The sequence below is a fragment of the Flavobacterium sp. YO12 genome (assembly GCF_004119495.1).
In the GTDB taxonomy this organism is placed as follows: Bacteria; Bacteroidota; Bacteroidia; order Flavobacteriales; family Flavobacteriaceae; genus Flavobacterium.
Genome location: NZ_NRQU01000093.1, coordinates 1 through 14,386 on the forward strand (window position 1 = coordinate 1; position 14,386 = coordinate 14,386).

Genomic DNA, 14,386 nt, shown 5'->3' on the forward strand with positions numbered 1-14,386 from the left:
ACTATTTTTGTTTTAATGCTTTTATATTTTAAGATAAATTCTATCCTTCTTTGTTTGCCAATTGACCGCAGGCGGCATCGATATCTTTTCCGCGGCTGCGACGAACTTTTACCACAACTCCAATGTTTTCTAAAGCTTTAATATAAGCTAAAATTGACTCTTCTGAAGCTTGTTGAAACTCACCGTCATCAATTGGGTTATATTCTATTAAATTAACCTTACAAGGCACATATTTGCAAAATTTAACCAATGCATCAATAGAAGCTTTGTCGTCGTTAATTCCTTTCCAAACCACATATTCATACGAGATTTTACTTTTTGTCTTTCTGTACCAATATTCTAATGCTTCTCGCAAGTCTTTTAAAGGAAAGTTTTTACTGAAAGGCATAATTTTAGCTCGGGTTTCGTCTATTGCCGAGTGCAATGAAACTGCTAATTTGAATTTCACTTCATCATCTGCCATCTTTTTAATCATCTTTGGAATTCCAGATGTCGAAAGCATAATACGTTTTGGCGACATTCCTAAACCTTCGGGCGATGTAACCATATCTATCGCTTTAATGACATTATTATAATTCATTAAAGGCTCTCCCATTCCCATAAAAACAATATTCGAAAGCGGATGATTGTGATACAAACGACTTTCTTTATCGATCGCCATGATTTGATCGTAAATCTCTCCCGGCTCAAGATTTCGCATTCTCTTTAATCTAGCAGTAGCACAAAAATTACAATCTAAACTACAGCCAACTTGGCTGGATACACAAGCGGTGGTTCTAGTTTCTGTAGGAATCAAAACAGATTCAACAACAAGTCCGTCATGAAGTCTAACCGCATTTTTTACAGTTCCATCCGTACTGCGCTGCATTGTATCAACCTTAATATGGTTGATTACAAAATTGTCTTCAAGCATAGATCGTGTTGCTTTGGCAACATTTGTCATATCTTCAAAACTATGAGCTCCTTTGCTCCATAACCATTCATAGACTTGATTTCCGCGAAAAGCTTTGTCATTATTTGCGACAAAAAAATCTCGTAATTGCTCTTTTGATAAGGCTCGTATGTCTTTTTTCTCCATTTGCATGCTGCAAAGTTAATCACTTTTGTCCTTTTTTTTGATTTTTAAACGTATTCTTAGTTAAATCAAAAAAAATCATCTAACATAAAAAGAGTTTTGCACCTTTCGTAAAAAACGAAATAATTCACTAAGAAACAAATACTTACTATTATACCCACTTTGTTTCAAACCTATAATTAAGTTCAATTTGTTTCCCTATTATTTACTATAACAATTTATATCACTTTTGCCCTGATTTTTATCATTCTATTTTTTGCGGATGCCTGATAATTTTGACATAAGAAATTCAAGGAAAGCTTTAAACTCTTTAACCACTGCAAATGTTTTAAGCTTTCTAAGTTAAAAGATCAACCTAAAATTCTCAAAAATGAAAACAATTAAATCAATTTTATTTACAGTGATTTTTACAACAATCTCATTACAATTAAGTGCACAAAAAAATTATTCTGTAGTAGAGGCAAAATCAACTTTTGAAGTCGCGGGAACTTCGACCGTGCATGATTGGGTTATGAGATCTACAGAAGGAACAGGTATTGCTAATTTAACGGTTAAAGAATCTAAACTAGCTGGCATAAACAGTTTATCAATTTCAATACTAGCCGAAAGCTTAAAAAGCAGTAAAACCAGTATGGACAGAGTAGCATATGAAGCCCTAGATACAGAGAAAAATAAGAACATTGAATATGTTTTAAAATCTGCAGAAAAAATAAACGAAACAACTTGGATTCTAACAGGAACTTATACCATTGCAGGTGTCAGCAAAGAATACCAAACTCAAGTAAAAATAACGGCTAATAACGGCACTTTTATTCTGCAAGGCTCCAACCAAATTACTTTTGGCGATTTTGAAATGGCCCCTCCAAAGGCAGCTCTTGGAGTTGTAAAAACAGGAAAAGATTTAACTGTGATTTTCAATATTATTTTAAGCTGAAACAAATTTCACGAGATAAATGCAACTTCTCTTCTAATACAAAAACAACCATTCGCTCCAAAAGTTATTAAGTCAGACTTTAAAAACTGCCAATTTGATAAAAACTCAAACTCTTTTTTAATATCAGCATTGATTTTATCAAAAATGAAAACGTTGTAGTTATTAAATACCAATTTAATAAAATTTTAACAATGATTTTTATCATGTCTCATACTGATTTATAAGGAGATCTTTGGTACAAGTTAAAACAACATTCTTAATACTAGTATAGAAAACGGCCGTCTGATTAACTTATTTTTTACACTAAAAACATGACAAAATGAAGATCAACAAAATAAAACTTTTTGCATCTGTAATTGTACTCTTTGGAGTTACCACATTTGCTTCAGCACAAAAATCATACACATTAGATACTAAATCAACTTTTTCTGTTGCAGGTACTTCAACTCTTCATGATTGGGAAATGAAATCAGGTTCAGGGACTGGAACGGCAACTTTAACGATTGCCAATTCAAAACTAACAGATATTGAAGCTTTGTCTGTAACACTATTAGCAGAGAGCATTAAAAGTGAGAAAAAAAGTATGGACAAGGTTGCTTATACAACTTTAAAGACAGATAAAAACAAAAACATTAAATATGTTTTAAAATCTGCAGAAAAGGTAAATGAGACCACTTGGGAATTAACTGGAACTTATACCATTGCTGGAGTAAGTAAAGTTTATAAAACCACAGTTAAAACAACTATTACGAAAGATGGATTAAACATGCAGGGATCGAACAAAATCACTTTTGCTGATTTTGGAATGAAATCTCCAACTGCAATGCTCGGAACCATTAAAACGGGACAAGATTTAACAATAAAATTCAATTTAAACTTTAATTTATAAACGCCATGAAGAAAATTTATATCCTCGCAATAACATTAGTCAGCACATTTGCTGTTAATGCACAGGTAAGTTTTGGAAACATGCAAAACCAAATTTCTAGAGGAAAAGATGGTATCAATGTTTTCGACGTACAGAAAGACACTAGAGAATTTAAAGGTCTTAGTATTGACCTTGGTGGTGCTTTCAACATGGATTTTCAAGCAACAAATTCATTCAACAACCAACCTAATAACATTACGACTACAACTAATACAGCTACTGGTACTACCACTAGAACAATTTCAGGATATCGCTTAATGAATAACGAAAACAACTTTACGCTTCCTGCTGCTGACATGTATATTGGTGCTCAATTGTTTGATGGAGTAAGAGTAAATTTAGATGTTTATTTAGCTTCAAGACATCACAATGATTCTTATGTAAAAGGTGGATACTTACAAATTGACAAGTTAGACTTCATCAAAAAAGATTTTTTAGCTGATGTAATGAAATATACTACAATTAAAATTGGGCAGATGGAGAACAATTTTGGTGATGCTCACTTCAGAGGTTCTGATAATGGTAATACAATCAGAAATGCATTTGTTGGAAACAACATTATGTATTCTTTCACTACAGAAATGGGTATGGAGGTTTACTATAACAGAAAAGGATTGGTTAGTATGTTAGGTGTTACAAATGGTAATTTAAATCAAAGTAACGAAGAAGTTTTTTATCCTTCTGGTCCAAATGCTAATACAACGCACAGCCCTTCAATCTTAGCTAAACTTGGTTATGATAAACAGCTTAATAAAGATTTAAGAGTAAGATTAACAGGTTCTTATTACCATAATGCAAATCTTGGCAACGCAAACATATATTCTGCTAATAGATCAGGATTTGGTTATTGGGGTATATTGAATAATAACCCTTATAAAAACACCATTACTAAGACCGATGCAAATGGTAATGTTATTTCTACAACTAATACTGATGTTGCTAGTAGTTTTAGTAAAACATCTACTCCAGAAGCAACGTTCAACCCTAATTTCAAAAATTGGGCTACAACATACATGATTAATCCTTTTGTAAAATATAAAGGCCTTGAATTCTTTGGAACAATCGAATTAGCTTCAGGAGGTGATAAAGCCGGTACTGACGACAAGCGTACAGCGAATCAATATGCTTCAGAACTTATTTACAGATTTGGAGAAACTGAACAATTCTACATCGGAGGAAAATACAATACCGTATCTGGAAAATTATCTAATGCTGATGCTAAAAAGGTTAGTGTAGATAAATTTGAAGCAAGTGCTGGTTGGTTTATGACTAAAAACATTTTAGCTAAATTAAACTACGTAAATCAAAAATATAAAGATTATTCACAATTTACAGGAGATCCTGCTACTGGAAATCTAAACAACTTTTATGGTGGTAAATTTGAAGGTTTAGTATTCGAAGCTGTAATTGCATTCTAATATAACAAAAATGCTTAATAGATTTATTTTTTTAATTCTGGGTTTAGTAATTTTCTTTTTCTTAGGAAGTGCTAAGCCCACTTTTTTAGCAGATGATACAACTTTGGTAATAAACAAAATAAAAATAGAAATTACAGGACTATCATCTGTAGGCAAGTACAACTGCTCAAATACTTTTTCTATAAAAGATACAGTTTACTTAAACTCAAACAAAAAAATACTTTTAATACCGCTATCAAAATGACAAACTTTGATTGCGGTAATAAAATAATGACGAAAGATTTACAAGGAACTGTTAAGGCTAAAATATTCCCTAATAGTACTGTTTGCCTTACGGATATAAAGCCAAATGGTAAAAATTATAAATGCAACCTGAGCTTTTTTATCACCAATAAAACATTAAAATATAAAGACTTTGTTTTATACAATGTCGATGATAAAATTCAAGGCACACTTTCTTTAAAGTTCTCTGATCTTGAATTAGAACCTCCAGTAAAAATGGCTGGACTTATTAAAGTTAAAGATGACATTGTGATAAACTTTAGTTTGTACAAAAACTAACTCGCAATCGTCATTAAAAAAATTGCATCGGCTGATCAAAATTTAAAAATTTGGCACGAGAATTGTCTTGCACTCAAAAGAAAATATAATCTTACAAAGCGCGCAATCATTTTAAAATTTGTATTTTTATTATTCCACTTTATGACGTTTTAAAATTTTTAACCTAAAAAGACAATTTATTATGAAAAACAAATTTTAACTTTAGCTGTAATTGCATTACTAACATTCGCGGTACAATCATGCGAAAAGAAAGAGCCAAAACCGGCAGAAGATGAATTAACTCTTGGAAACAAAGTTGACTCTTTAACAACTGATATTAAAGAAGTGAAAGACAGCGCTGTCACTAAAACAGAAAAAGCAGCTGAAGATGTAAAAGATGCGACTAAAAAGGCGGCTGATGATGTTGAAACTGCGGCTAAAAAAACAGCTGCTGATGTAAAAGATGCCACTAAAAAAGGTGCTGAAAAAGTAGAAAATGCTGCTAAAGCTGCTAAAGACGGAACTGTAAAAACAGCTAAAGAAGTAAATGACGCTTTGAAAAAATAATTTTTAACTCGAAATTAATACTGAAACCATTCGTTTACACGAATGGTTTTTTTATGAAAAATAGTAAGCAGATATTTTTTGTATTTTTGCTTTAAATTAGAACAAATACAAGATGCATTTTATTTCACAAGATCTAGAAGATTATATCGAACAACATTCTGAAAACGAACCAGAATTACTGGCGAAACTCAATAAAGAAACGTACCAGAAAATACTTTTACCACGAATGCTGAGCGGGCATTTTCAAGGTCGTGTTTTGAGTATGCTCTCTAAATTGATCCGCCCGGTTAATATTCTTGAAATTGGAACTTACACGGGTTATGCCGCTTTATGCTTGTGCGAAGGAATGCAGGAAAACGGACAATTGCACACTATTGATATTAAAGAAGAATTAATCGATTTTCAGCGCAAGTATTTTGATGCATCTCCGTGGGGAAATCAAATTTTTCAGCACTTAGGAGAAGCGATTGACATTATTCCAACTTTGGATGTAAAATTTGATTTAGTTTTTATTGATGCCGATAAAGAAAACTACCTTAATTACTGGGAAATGATCGTACCAAAAATGAACAAAGGCGGTATTATTTTATCTGATAATGTTTTATGGAGCGGTAAAGTACTAGAACCAGTTCATCCTAATGATGTGAGCACAAAAGTGCTTTTAGAATATAATCTGCACTTAAAAAATGATCCAAGAGTAGAAACGGTTTTACTACCAATTCGTGATGGATTAACGGTTTCGAGAGTATTGTAGATTTTTTAGTTTCTAAGGTACTAAGGCTTTAAACTAAATTATATTATTACTGAATTGCCTCCAGCTTTAGCTGGAGATAATAGAGTTAAAAAACAAAAAGGCTTTAGCCAAATACTCAGCGGTATTTTGGCTAAAGCCTTTTTAATTTTTCCCTATAAAAAAACCTCCAGTTAAAACTGGAGGCAATTAATAAAATCTATATTAAAATCCTTAGTACCTTAGCACCTCAGAATCTTAGCATCTTAAAAAAAACTATCCTGGAAAATATTGCGGTTTTAATCTTCGGTAAGCTAAGTAAATCAAGAAACCGAAAAGAGCTCCGAAGAAATACCCTGTTAGAATATCACCTGGATAATGCAATCCTAAATAAATTCTGCTGTAAGCAAAAACTAATGGCCATAAGAACAAGAAGCCCAAATACTTGAAATGGCGTTTTAAAACCAAAAACAAGAAAGTAGCGACTGCCATTGTGTTTGCTGCGTGTCCTGAGAAAAAGCTGAATGATTTTCTAACCTGAACAACTCTAATAATCGAATTGATATCAGGATTATTACAAGGACGTAAACGCTGAAATGTATGTTTGAATAAATTGGTAGTTTGATCTGTAAATGCAATTAAAACTGCAATAAAAAGCAATAAATACAAGGTTTGCTTTCCTCCTATTTTTTTATAAATAAGATAAAACATTAATAAAAATAATGGAGTCCAATACAATTGATTGGTAATAATCAGCCAAAGTTTATCGTAAGTTTCAGAACCCAGTCCGTTTAGATATACTAATAAATTTACATCTAATTCTTGTATTTTTTCAAGCATATTATCTTTGACGTTTTACTGGTCCTGAAATTGAATCTATATCTTCTTTTACCTTATCGATTTCTGTTGCTGTATCTCCAAGCAGATTACCAGTATCTCCTAATATATTTGATTTTGCATCATTTATCTGTGCATTGATATTACCTGTTATATCAGTCAAAGACTTCGCATCAAGTCCATTAGCTTCTGCTCCTTTTTGAATTTCACTTTTAATATCGTTGGTTGCATTTTTTAACTGAGCCATTGCTTTACCCATAGTACGAGCAATTTCAGGCACTTTATCAGAACCAAAAAGCATTAAAACTATAAACAGTATGAAAATTAATTCTCCTCCTCCTATACCAAACATAACTTTTATTTTTGTGTGCCACAAAGATATTAAATTTTGCAGCTTGCCGTTTTAAAATTTCCTTAAAAAAAAAAGACTCTTTTCAGAGTCTTTTAGCTTTATTCTTAGTCAAATTTTGACTTTTGTTCTACTTTTGGCCAAGAATTATTAGTTACATCAATATCAGCAGTTAATAATTTTGGGTCTATCTGAATACTTTTTATTGCTTTTGAAACTGCATATACCTTCTTAGCTGTATCATTGTTTTTTCTCCAAATTTGAGCAGGATATTTGTAATTGTCTTTTGTACCATCTTCATAAGTTATTTCAACAAGAATTGGCATAATCATACCTCCCGGTTTATTAAACTCTACTTCATAAAAATACTTAGGCGATTTTATGCTTGCTTTTTCTTCAGCAGTAAATGTTTGATCAACATAATCAGCCAGAAGCTTAATATCTTCAACATCTAATGCTTTTTTCTTAGAAGAACTTACCTCTGCATTATCTCCTGAAACTAAGTAAACAAAAGGACCTTTTTCAAAACCAAAACGGCCTTTTCTAACTTTGACATCTTTAATATCAGCCGTTGGAGTATCAGAAACGTAATATTGCTTAACATCTTTAATTCCGATGTCTACAAAATCAGTTGAATAAAACCAACCTCTAAAGAACCAATCTAAATCTACAGCCGAAGCATCTTCCATTGTTCTAAAGAAATCTTCAGGAGTTGGGTGTTTAAATTTCCATCTATTTGCATACGTTTTAAATGCATAATCAAACAACTCTCTTCCCATAACAACTTCTCTTAAAATATTAAGACCCGTTGCAGGTTTTCCGTAAGCGTTATTTCCAAACTGGTGAATTGTCTCAGAGTTAGACATAATTGGCTCTAAAAACTTTTGATCACCGCTCATGTAAGGAACAATATTTTTTGCAGGTCCACGTCTTGATGGAAAGTTTGGATCTAATTCCTGTTCAGCCAAATATTCCAAAAACGAGTTTAAACCTTCATCCATCCAAGTCCATTGACGCTCATCTGAGTTTACAATCATTGGAAAAAAGTTGTGGCCAACTTCATGAATAACTACACCAATCATTCCGTTTTTAACCTCTTTACTAGTCACCCCGTTTTCATCAGGGCGTCCGTAATTCCAGCAAATCATCGGATACTCCATACCTTGATCTTCTGCAGAAACAGATACTGCTTTTGGATAAGGATAGTCAAAAGTATGTGATGAATAACTTCTTAAAGTATGCGCAACTGTCATTGTAGAAGTTTCTCCCCAAAGCGGATTTGATTCTTTTGGATAAACAGACTCTGCCATTACAATTTTATTGTTCAATTTTACAGCCATCGCATCATAAATGAATTTTCTTGAAGATGCAATTCCGAAATCGCGAACATTTTTAGCGCTGAATTTCCATGTTTTTTTCTTTTCAGAAAAACCTTTTTCAGCGGCTTCTGCTTCTGCTTGTGTAACAATTACAACCGGTTTGTCAAATGATTTTTGAGCCTGTTCGTAACGTTTAACTTGTTCAGCTGTAAAAACTTCACTTCTATTTGTTAACTCTCCGGTTGCATCGATTATGTGATCTGCAGGAACTGTAATATTTACATCAAAATTCCCAAAAGGCAGTGCAAATTCGCCACTTCCCCAAAACTGCATATTCTGCCAGCCTTCAACATCATTATATACCGCCATTCTTGGATAAAACTGTGCGATTACATATAGTTTATTACCATCTTTTTTAAACAATTCATAACCTGAACGTCCGCCTTCTTTTCTGTAATTATTAATGTTGTACCACCATTTTACTGAAAACACAATTTTCTCTCCTGGTTTTAAAGGCGAAACCAGATTAATTCGCATCATAGTTTCATTGATCGTATAAGACATTGCATTTCCTTTTGCATCTTTTACTTGTTCAATATTAAAACCACGTTCTAAATTTTTCTTTAAATATTTAGTAGAAAAACCTTCAAGCGGTAAAACTTGATTAATTTTTTCACCTTCAGCCAATGAAGTCTGCGTGTTAGCTTTAGCTTGATTTTGATCTAACTGCACCCATAAATACTCTAAACTATCTGGTGAATTGTTAGAATAAGTAATGGTTTCATAACCACTTAATTTTGAATTTTTATCATCTAATTCAATATCAATTTTATAATCTGCCTGCTGCTGATAATATGCTGGTCCGGGCGCACCAGATGCTGTACGAAACATATTGGGTGTTGCCAGCAAATCGTACATCTGGCTAAACTTATTTGTATCGTATTTGCCTTGCTGTCTAGGTGCTGTTCCTTTTTCCTGAGCAATTAACATGGCAGGAAAAATTAATAATAATGAAAGTTTTTTCATAAAAATTTAATGGTAATTTTATCTGGGTGTGAAAATAATAATTAATATACTCATTTAACTTATAAATTAGTATTTTAACAATTCTTTCCTTGAAGATCCTGTAAAAAGCACACTCCTTTTAGTCCCAAATGCTGTAACATGTGTAATATTCTGCTGCTCAGCATTCCAGTCGACCAAAATGGTATTTACAATTTCGATTGTCTTAAACTTTTCAACATCTTTTATTCTCGAATAACACACCAAAACATCACCTTCAACCTCTTTAGATAAAAAGGCAACTGGTTTTGTTTGTCCATTTATTTTAATCGTAAAATTTTCAGAAAGATATTTTTTAAGCAAATCAGCATCGGCAGGAGTTTCTCGCTCTGTGCCTACAAATGTCTTTTTATGGTACTTTTTCTCCATACCATTATTCAAATCATCAATAAAAATTCGAGACGTAATTTGAATCATTTTCTTTTCAGCGGCATATTCCACCTGAAAAACACCTACATAAAACTTATGAAAGGCAAAAGCGGAAAGCGAAAGAAATAATATCCCTATTAAAGGATAAACAAACCTTTTTTTCATTACTGCGGAGAATTCACCTTTTTAAACTCCTTATTTTTATTGATCATAAAATCGATCAATTCAAATTTTTCTTCAGGCTTAAGATGCCTTTTAGATTCAGGATCATTAGAACAATACATTAAAAACAAATCAATTTCATCTTCTTTCAAACCTAAGGTTTTTGTATAAAAATCTGATTTAAAATTGGCTTTAGAATATTCCACAAAAGCAATATCAGATATTACTTCTTCTTTCACTTCTTTATTTTTCGAAAGAAGCTTTTTAACATCCTTAAATATTCTAACGAAATCAGTTCCGTATTTAATTGTTTGATCAGAGTACATTACAGTATTTTTTGCTGTAGACTGTTTATCATCTTCAAACTGCATATCAACAAGAGCTTGCGAATTTCCGCCTTGAAAAGCTTTAACTTTTAAATCTTTTCGAACTAAAACTTCTTTCAATTCATTACTTACTAAATCTAACGGAACTGAAAAAAGAATTTGAGCACAGTCTTTCTCCGTTAAAACAATTTTCTTTGACTGAAAAGCTAAACCTGTAAACAACAGCGTATCTTTAGGTCTTGCCATAATATCAAACAACCCGCCAGAACCAATAAATGTTCTAATTTTAGCATTTACATTCATAACATAACCACTTTCTATGGCAAGCGATCCGTTAACAACCTGACCATGCAAAGAGGTTCTTGAATTATTTTGACCAAACATTACTTGACAAAACAAGCAGATAACAACAATTGTAATTTTATTTTTCATTTTCAAGGATTATAAGATATTTACGAGCCAAATCAGTAATTAAAAACATGCTCATTGTTTTATTCTTAGTATTCAAAGATACAGCAAATTCAGTATCATCTACACAAAATAATTGAAATCCTTTAATATCATTAACTGGAATTTTTAATCTCTCAGTATAATAGTTCTCCTCAAAAAGATATTCTATTTTTCTAAAAAGCATCTCTTTTTTCTCGACATTTATCTCCTTTTTCAGCATTGCAGTCCGCCCCGAAATACTGTTTAATATCTTATCTACCGATGTAGAGGTTGCGGTATACACTTTTCTTTCGGCAGGTGTGTACGTTTTTTGCCCATGCGGTACGATTCCTAAATTTTCAGCCGTAATACCGTAATTATCATTAACCACAACTTCTTTTAACTCAATTTCTTTCGCAGTCATTTTAATCGAAAGCAAACTCAAACCAAGATCACCATTTGTAATTCGACGTTTTACAGGGTCTAAATTTACTGCCGAAAACACCAAAACATCTCCTTCTTTTACCGAAATTGAAAAACGCCCATCATCGTCAGAAACAGTCGCAATCTGTGTATCATTATTGATAACATTCACACCCCCGATTGGAGTAGACTGCTCAAATATTTGCCCCGAAATTACTTTCCCATTGCTGTTTTGTCCAAAACAAATTTGAACAAAGCACATAAAAAAGCTTATATATAAAGTATTACTTAAGTTCACTTGAAATTATTTCTTTGTATTTTACCGCCAGCTCGTTTATCAAAAACTCCAGCTTAGACTTCTCTTTGTTTCTCAAAAGAGAAACGACTTCCTCATTTTCAACAAGGTAATATTTAAAACCAGCAACATATTCAGAAGAAACACCTAAACGGTCCACAAAATAAGCCTGCTCAAATATATATCCCAATTGCACAATACTAGCCTCCTTCTTCTCGACCTCAATATCCTTTTTCAGATTTTTAGTCCGTCCATTTATCTTATTTAAAATAGGATCAAGAGGCATCGAACCGCCTAATAATCCTAAAAGAGAAATAGGTTTAAAATCGCCGGCAACAGCCAATTTTCTCTCAGCAGCCGTATATTTCTTTTGATTTTTTGAAACTATTCCAAGATTCACCGCATTTATATGAGCATATTCATTCACAACAACCTCACTCAATTCTGTTTGTCTTGTTTTCATTTTAATCCGTATCGAAGCCAAACTAAAATCGGTATTTGTAATTCGGTATTTTAGCGACTCCAAATTTACAGCAGAAAAAATCAAAACATCCCCTTCTTTTACTCTTATAGAAAATTTTCCATCGGCATTAGAAACGGACGTTACCTGAGTTGCGCTATTAATAATATTTACTCCTTCAATCGAAATAGACGGCTCTAAAATTTGTCCCGAAATTTCTTTTGAAACTGTCTCTTGTCCAAAACCTATTTGAACAAACAACACAAGAAGCAAACTACTATTTGTTTTCACCCGCAATTATCTCTTTATATTTTACTGCCAGCTCTCCTAACAAAAACTCAGTAGAAGTTTTATTTTTCGAATTCAAAATAGCTGTAAACCTATCATTATCGACAACATAATATTCAAATCCTTTTACATAGTCTAGCGGAATCTTCAATCTGTTAACGAAATGATCCATACTAAACATATTCTCCAAAAGCCTCATAAAAGCTTCTTTCTTTTCGACAGCGACTTCTTTTTTAAGCATTGCTGTGCGGCCCGAAAGAAAATTCATTAAAGGATCTGCAGTCAAACCACCTCCTGGAGCTTTTAAATCCGTTGCTGTATGCAATTTCCTTTCGGCTGCTGTATATCTTTTTTGCCCTTCTGGAACAATTCCTAAAGAAACAGCATTTATTCTGTCGTATCTCTTTACAATTACCTCCTGCAATTGATTCATAAGTAAACTCATTTTTACAATAAAATTCAGCTCAGTAAAATCAGCAGCAGACAATAAAACTCTATTTTCTTTGAATTGTATAGATGAAAAAACAAGCGTATCATCAGCTTTTGCCATAATCGAAAAAGCACCAGAAGCATCTGTAGTAGTCATTGTTTCTGTTTGTGCGTTTACAACATAAACGCCTTCTAAATCATTGGTATTAGCCATAATTTTTCCATTCAAAACAGAGCGTTCTTGATTTTGAGACCATACGTTTTGACTCATAACAGCAACAAAAAAACAGACAACTTTTGTAATCAAAATAAAAAATCTTAGAATTTTATTAAAAAGGTAAAAATATCCTAATGTATTCCAAATTTAATATTAATGAGTTGGTAAAAATATGTTAATTAACCAAAGTTAAACACACTCAGAAAGCTAGATTTTTAATACCTTTAACATACAAAATCAGAGTTTAAAAATTATGAAAAGCATTATCATTGCAAGCACCTCTACTTTACACGAAGGCAGCTATTTAGAATACTTATTACCTACATTACAAGTACATTTTAAAAATTGTAAAAGCATTTTATTTATTCCGTACGCACGTCCCGGCGGAATTTCTCATGACGAATACACACAAAAAGCCGCACAGGCTTTTGCATCAATCAATATAAAACTGCAAGGAATTCATGAATTTGAAAGTCCTGAAAGTGCCCTAAAAAATGCCGAAGGAATCTTTACAGGCGGGGGAAATACTTTTTTACTTGTTACGCAATTGTACAAAAACAACATTATGCAATTACTTGCTGAAACAGTAAAAAACGGAACTCCATACCTTGGAACAAGTGCTGGAAGCAATATTTGCGGATTGTCTATGCAGACAACTAACGATATGCCAATTATTTATCCACCAAGTTTTCAAACTTTAGGATTAATTCCATTCAACCTAAATCCGCATTATTTAGATCCCGATTTAAACTCTAAACATATGGGAGAAACGCGTGAAACAAGAATCAAGGAGTTTCATGCTTTTAATTCAATTCCGGTTTTAGGCTTAAGAGAAGGCAGCTGGCTGGAAGTAAAAGGCGAAAAAATAACTTTAAAAGGAAACTTGCAAGCTCGTTTATTTTTACAAAACGAAACGCCGACAGAGCTAGAAACTGAAAGCGATTTGAGTAATTTAAAATAATCTTTTGAACCATATAAGTTAAATAAGCCCATTTAAATAAAGCTTTCCAAAAAAACTTATTTTACTTATATAACTTATATGGTTCAAAAAAATAAAAACAAAAAAGCCTCAAACAATGTTTGAGGCTTTTAAAGAGCGAAAGACGAGGCTCGAACTCGCGACAACCAGCTTGGAAGGCTGGAGCTCTACCAACTGAGCTACTTTCGCATTAACAGGGTGCAAATATAAACAATTAAATCATTCTAAAAATAAAAATCAAAAAATTATT

Annotated in this window: 16 protein-coding genes and 1 tRNA gene; 7 read left to right on the plus strand and 10 right to left on the minus strand. The window is 32.5% G+C overall.

What is annotated here, in order from left to right:
- Nucleotides 1–40: 40 nt before the first annotated feature.
- Nucleotides 41–1,084 (minus strand): 23S rRNA (adenine(2503)-C(2))-methyltransferase RlmN, encoded by a 1,044-nt coding sequence (gene rlmN / locus BOW55_RS19425; protein ID WP_089054931.1) that lies wholly within the window; start codon nucleotides 1,082–1,084, stop codon nucleotides 41–43.
- Between the two features lie 361 nt (nucleotides 1,085–1,445).
- Here rlmN and BOW55_RS19430 point away from each other — a divergent pair, with 361 nt between their 5' ends.
- The 6 genes from BOW55_RS19430 to BOW55_RS19455 all read left to right on the plus strand — a co-directional run bounded on the left by BOW55_RS19430 (nucleotide 1,446) and on the right by BOW55_RS19455 (nucleotide 6,216).
- A complete protein-coding gene (locus BOW55_RS19430; RefSeq protein WP_129025973.1) occupies nucleotides 1,446–2,009 on the plus strand; it encodes a YceI family protein in 564 nt (187 codons plus the stop codon).
- A 319-nt stretch (nucleotides 2,010–2,328) separates the two neighbouring features.
- Nucleotides 2,329–2,898, plus strand: coding sequence for a YceI family protein (locus BOW55_RS19435; protein WP_129025975.1), 570 nt, complete (start codon nucleotides 2,329–2,331; stop codon nucleotides 2,896–2,898).
- Between the two features lie 5 nt (nucleotides 2,899–2,903).
- On the plus strand, nucleotides 2,904–4,355 hold the full coding sequence (locus BOW55_RS19440; protein WP_129025977.1) for a hypothetical protein: 1,452 nt from the start codon (nucleotides 2,904–2,906) through the stop codon (nucleotides 4,353–4,355).
- A 240-nt stretch (nucleotides 4,356–4,595) separates the two neighbouring features.
- Entirely contained in the window at nucleotides 4,596–4,916 is a 321-nt protein-coding gene (locus tag BOW55_RS21465; RefSeq protein WP_241686628.1) for a hypothetical protein, read from the plus strand.
- 324 nt (nucleotides 4,917–5,240) lie between these two features.
- Complete coding sequence (locus BOW55_RS21470; RefSeq protein ID WP_241686629.1) at nucleotides 5,241–5,462, plus strand: hypothetical protein; 222 nt, start codon at nucleotides 5,241–5,243, stop codon at nucleotides 5,460–5,462.
- A gap of 112 nt (nucleotides 5,463–5,574) precedes the next feature.
- Nucleotides 5,575–6,216 (plus strand): O-methyltransferase, encoded by a 642-nt coding sequence (locus BOW55_RS19455; RefSeq protein ID WP_089054937.1) that lies wholly within the window; start codon nucleotides 5,575–5,577, stop codon nucleotides 6,214–6,216.
- A gap of 252 nt (nucleotides 6,217–6,468) precedes the next feature.
- On the opposite strand, the gene BOW55_RS19460 is transcribed toward BOW55_RS19455, so the two are convergent.
- The 8 genes from BOW55_RS19460 to BOW55_RS19495 all read right to left on the minus strand — a co-directional run bounded on the left by BOW55_RS19460 (nucleotide 6,469) and on the right by BOW55_RS19495 (nucleotide 13,247).
- Complete coding sequence (locus tag BOW55_RS19460) at nucleotides 6,469–7,032, minus strand: phosphatase PAP2 family protein (RefSeq protein ID WP_129025980.1); 564 nt, start codon at nucleotides 7,030–7,032, stop codon at nucleotides 6,469–6,471.
- Between the two features lies 1 nt (nucleotide 7,033).
- Nucleotides 7,034–7,381 (minus strand): twin-arginine translocase TatA/TatE family subunit, encoded by a 348-nt coding sequence (locus BOW55_RS19465; RefSeq protein ID WP_089054939.1) that lies wholly within the window; start codon nucleotides 7,379–7,381, stop codon nucleotides 7,034–7,036.
- Nucleotides 7,382–7,485: 104 nt separating this feature from the next.
- Nucleotides 7,486–9,723, minus strand: coding sequence for a M1 family metallopeptidase (locus BOW55_RS19470; protein ID WP_129025982.1), 2,238 nt, complete (start codon nucleotides 9,721–9,723; stop codon nucleotides 7,486–7,488).
- 66 nt (nucleotides 9,724–9,789) lie between these two features.
- On the minus strand, nucleotides 9,790–10,293 hold the full coding sequence (locus BOW55_RS19475; protein ID WP_129025984.1) for a DUF6702 family protein: 504 nt from the start codon (nucleotides 10,291–10,293) through the stop codon (nucleotides 9,790–9,792).
- Nucleotides 10,293–11,048 carry a hypothetical protein gene (locus BOW55_RS19480; protein ID WP_129025986.1) on the minus strand — a complete coding sequence of 252 codons (756 nt, stop codon included), beginning with the start codon at nucleotides 11,046–11,048 and terminating at the stop codon, nucleotides 10,293–10,295. The genes BOW55_RS19475 and BOW55_RS19480 overlap by 1 nt, the downstream gene beginning before the upstream one ends.
- On the minus strand, nucleotides 11,038–11,730 hold the full coding sequence (locus tag BOW55_RS19485; RefSeq protein ID WP_129025988.1) for a carboxypeptidase-like regulatory domain-containing protein: 693 nt from the start codon (nucleotides 11,728–11,730) through the stop codon (nucleotides 11,038–11,040). The genes BOW55_RS19480 and BOW55_RS19485 overlap by 11 nt, the downstream gene beginning before the upstream one ends.
- Before the next feature lie 22 nt (nucleotides 11,731–11,752).
- On the minus strand, nucleotides 11,753–12,514 hold the full coding sequence (locus BOW55_RS19490) for a carboxypeptidase-like regulatory domain-containing protein (protein WP_241686630.1): 762 nt from the start codon (nucleotides 12,512–12,514) through the stop codon (nucleotides 11,753–11,755).
- Nucleotides 12,501–13,247, minus strand: a complete 747-nt coding sequence (locus BOW55_RS19495; RefSeq protein WP_241686631.1) for a carboxypeptidase-like regulatory domain-containing protein — start codon at nucleotides 13,245–13,247, stop codon at nucleotides 12,501–12,503. Before BOW55_RS19495 ends, BOW55_RS19490 begins: the two co-directional genes overlap by 14 nt.
- A gap of 163 nt (nucleotides 13,248–13,410) precedes the next feature.
- On the opposite strand from BOW55_RS19495, the gene pepE reads away from it, so the two are divergent.
- Nucleotides 13,411–14,118, plus strand: a complete 708-nt coding sequence (gene pepE, locus BOW55_RS19500) for a dipeptidase PepE (RefSeq protein WP_129025990.1) — start codon at nucleotides 13,411–13,413, stop codon at nucleotides 14,116–14,118.
- Between the two features lie 134 nt (nucleotides 14,119–14,252).
- Here the strand turns inward: pepE and BOW55_RS19505 are convergent.
- Nucleotides 14,253–14,325: transfer RNA gene (locus tag BOW55_RS19505), tRNA-Gly, on the minus strand.
- Nucleotides 14,326–14,386 lie beyond the last annotated feature (61 nt).

Bases quoted from the DNA above. Each gene is read 5' to 3' on its own strand.
- rlmN (WP_089054931.1), bottom strand. From the start codon at position 1,084: ATGCAAATGGAGAAAAAAGACATACGAGCCTTATCAAAAGAGCAATTA.
- BOW55_RS19430 (WP_129025973.1), top strand. From the start codon at position 1,446: ATGAAAACAATTAAATCAATTTTATTTACAGTGATTTTTACAACAATC.
- BOW55_RS19435 (WP_129025975.1), top strand. From the start codon at position 2,329: ATGAAGATCAACAAAATAAAACTTTTTGCATCTGTAATTGTACTCTTT.
- BOW55_RS19440 (WP_129025977.1), top strand. From the start codon at position 2,904: ATGAAGAAAATTTATATCCTCGCAATAACATTAGTCAGCACATTTGCT.
- BOW55_RS21465 (WP_241686628.1), top strand. From the start codon at position 4,596: ATGACAAACTTTGATTGCGGTAATAAAATAATGACGAAAGATTTACAA.
- BOW55_RS19455 (WP_089054937.1), top strand. From the start codon at position 5,575: ATGCATTTTATTTCACAAGATCTAGAAGATTATATCGAACAACATTCT.
- BOW55_RS19460 (WP_129025980.1), bottom strand. From the start codon at position 7,032: ATGCTTGAAAAAATACAAGAATTAGATGTAAATTTATTAGTATATCTA.
- BOW55_RS19465 (WP_089054939.1), bottom strand. From the start codon at position 7,381: ATGTTTGGTATAGGAGGAGGAGAATTAATTTTCATACTGTTTATAGTT.
- BOW55_RS19470 (WP_129025982.1), bottom strand. From the start codon at position 9,723: ATGAAAAAACTTTCATTATTATTAATTTTTCCTGCCATGTTAATTGCT.
- BOW55_RS19475 (WP_129025984.1), bottom strand. From the start codon at position 10,293: ATGAAAAAAAGGTTTGTTTATCCTTTAATAGGGATATTATTTCTTTCG.
- BOW55_RS19480 (WP_129025986.1), bottom strand. From the start codon at position 11,048: ATGAAAAATAAAATTACAATTGTTGTTATCTGCTTGTTTTGTCAAGTA.
- BOW55_RS19485 (WP_129025988.1), bottom strand. From the start codon at position 11,730: ATGTGCTTTGTTCAAATTTGTTTTGGACAAAACAGCAATGGGAAAGTA.
- pepE (WP_129025990.1), top strand. From the start codon at position 13,411: ATGAAAAGCATTATCATTGCAAGCACCTCTACTTTACACGAAGGCAGC.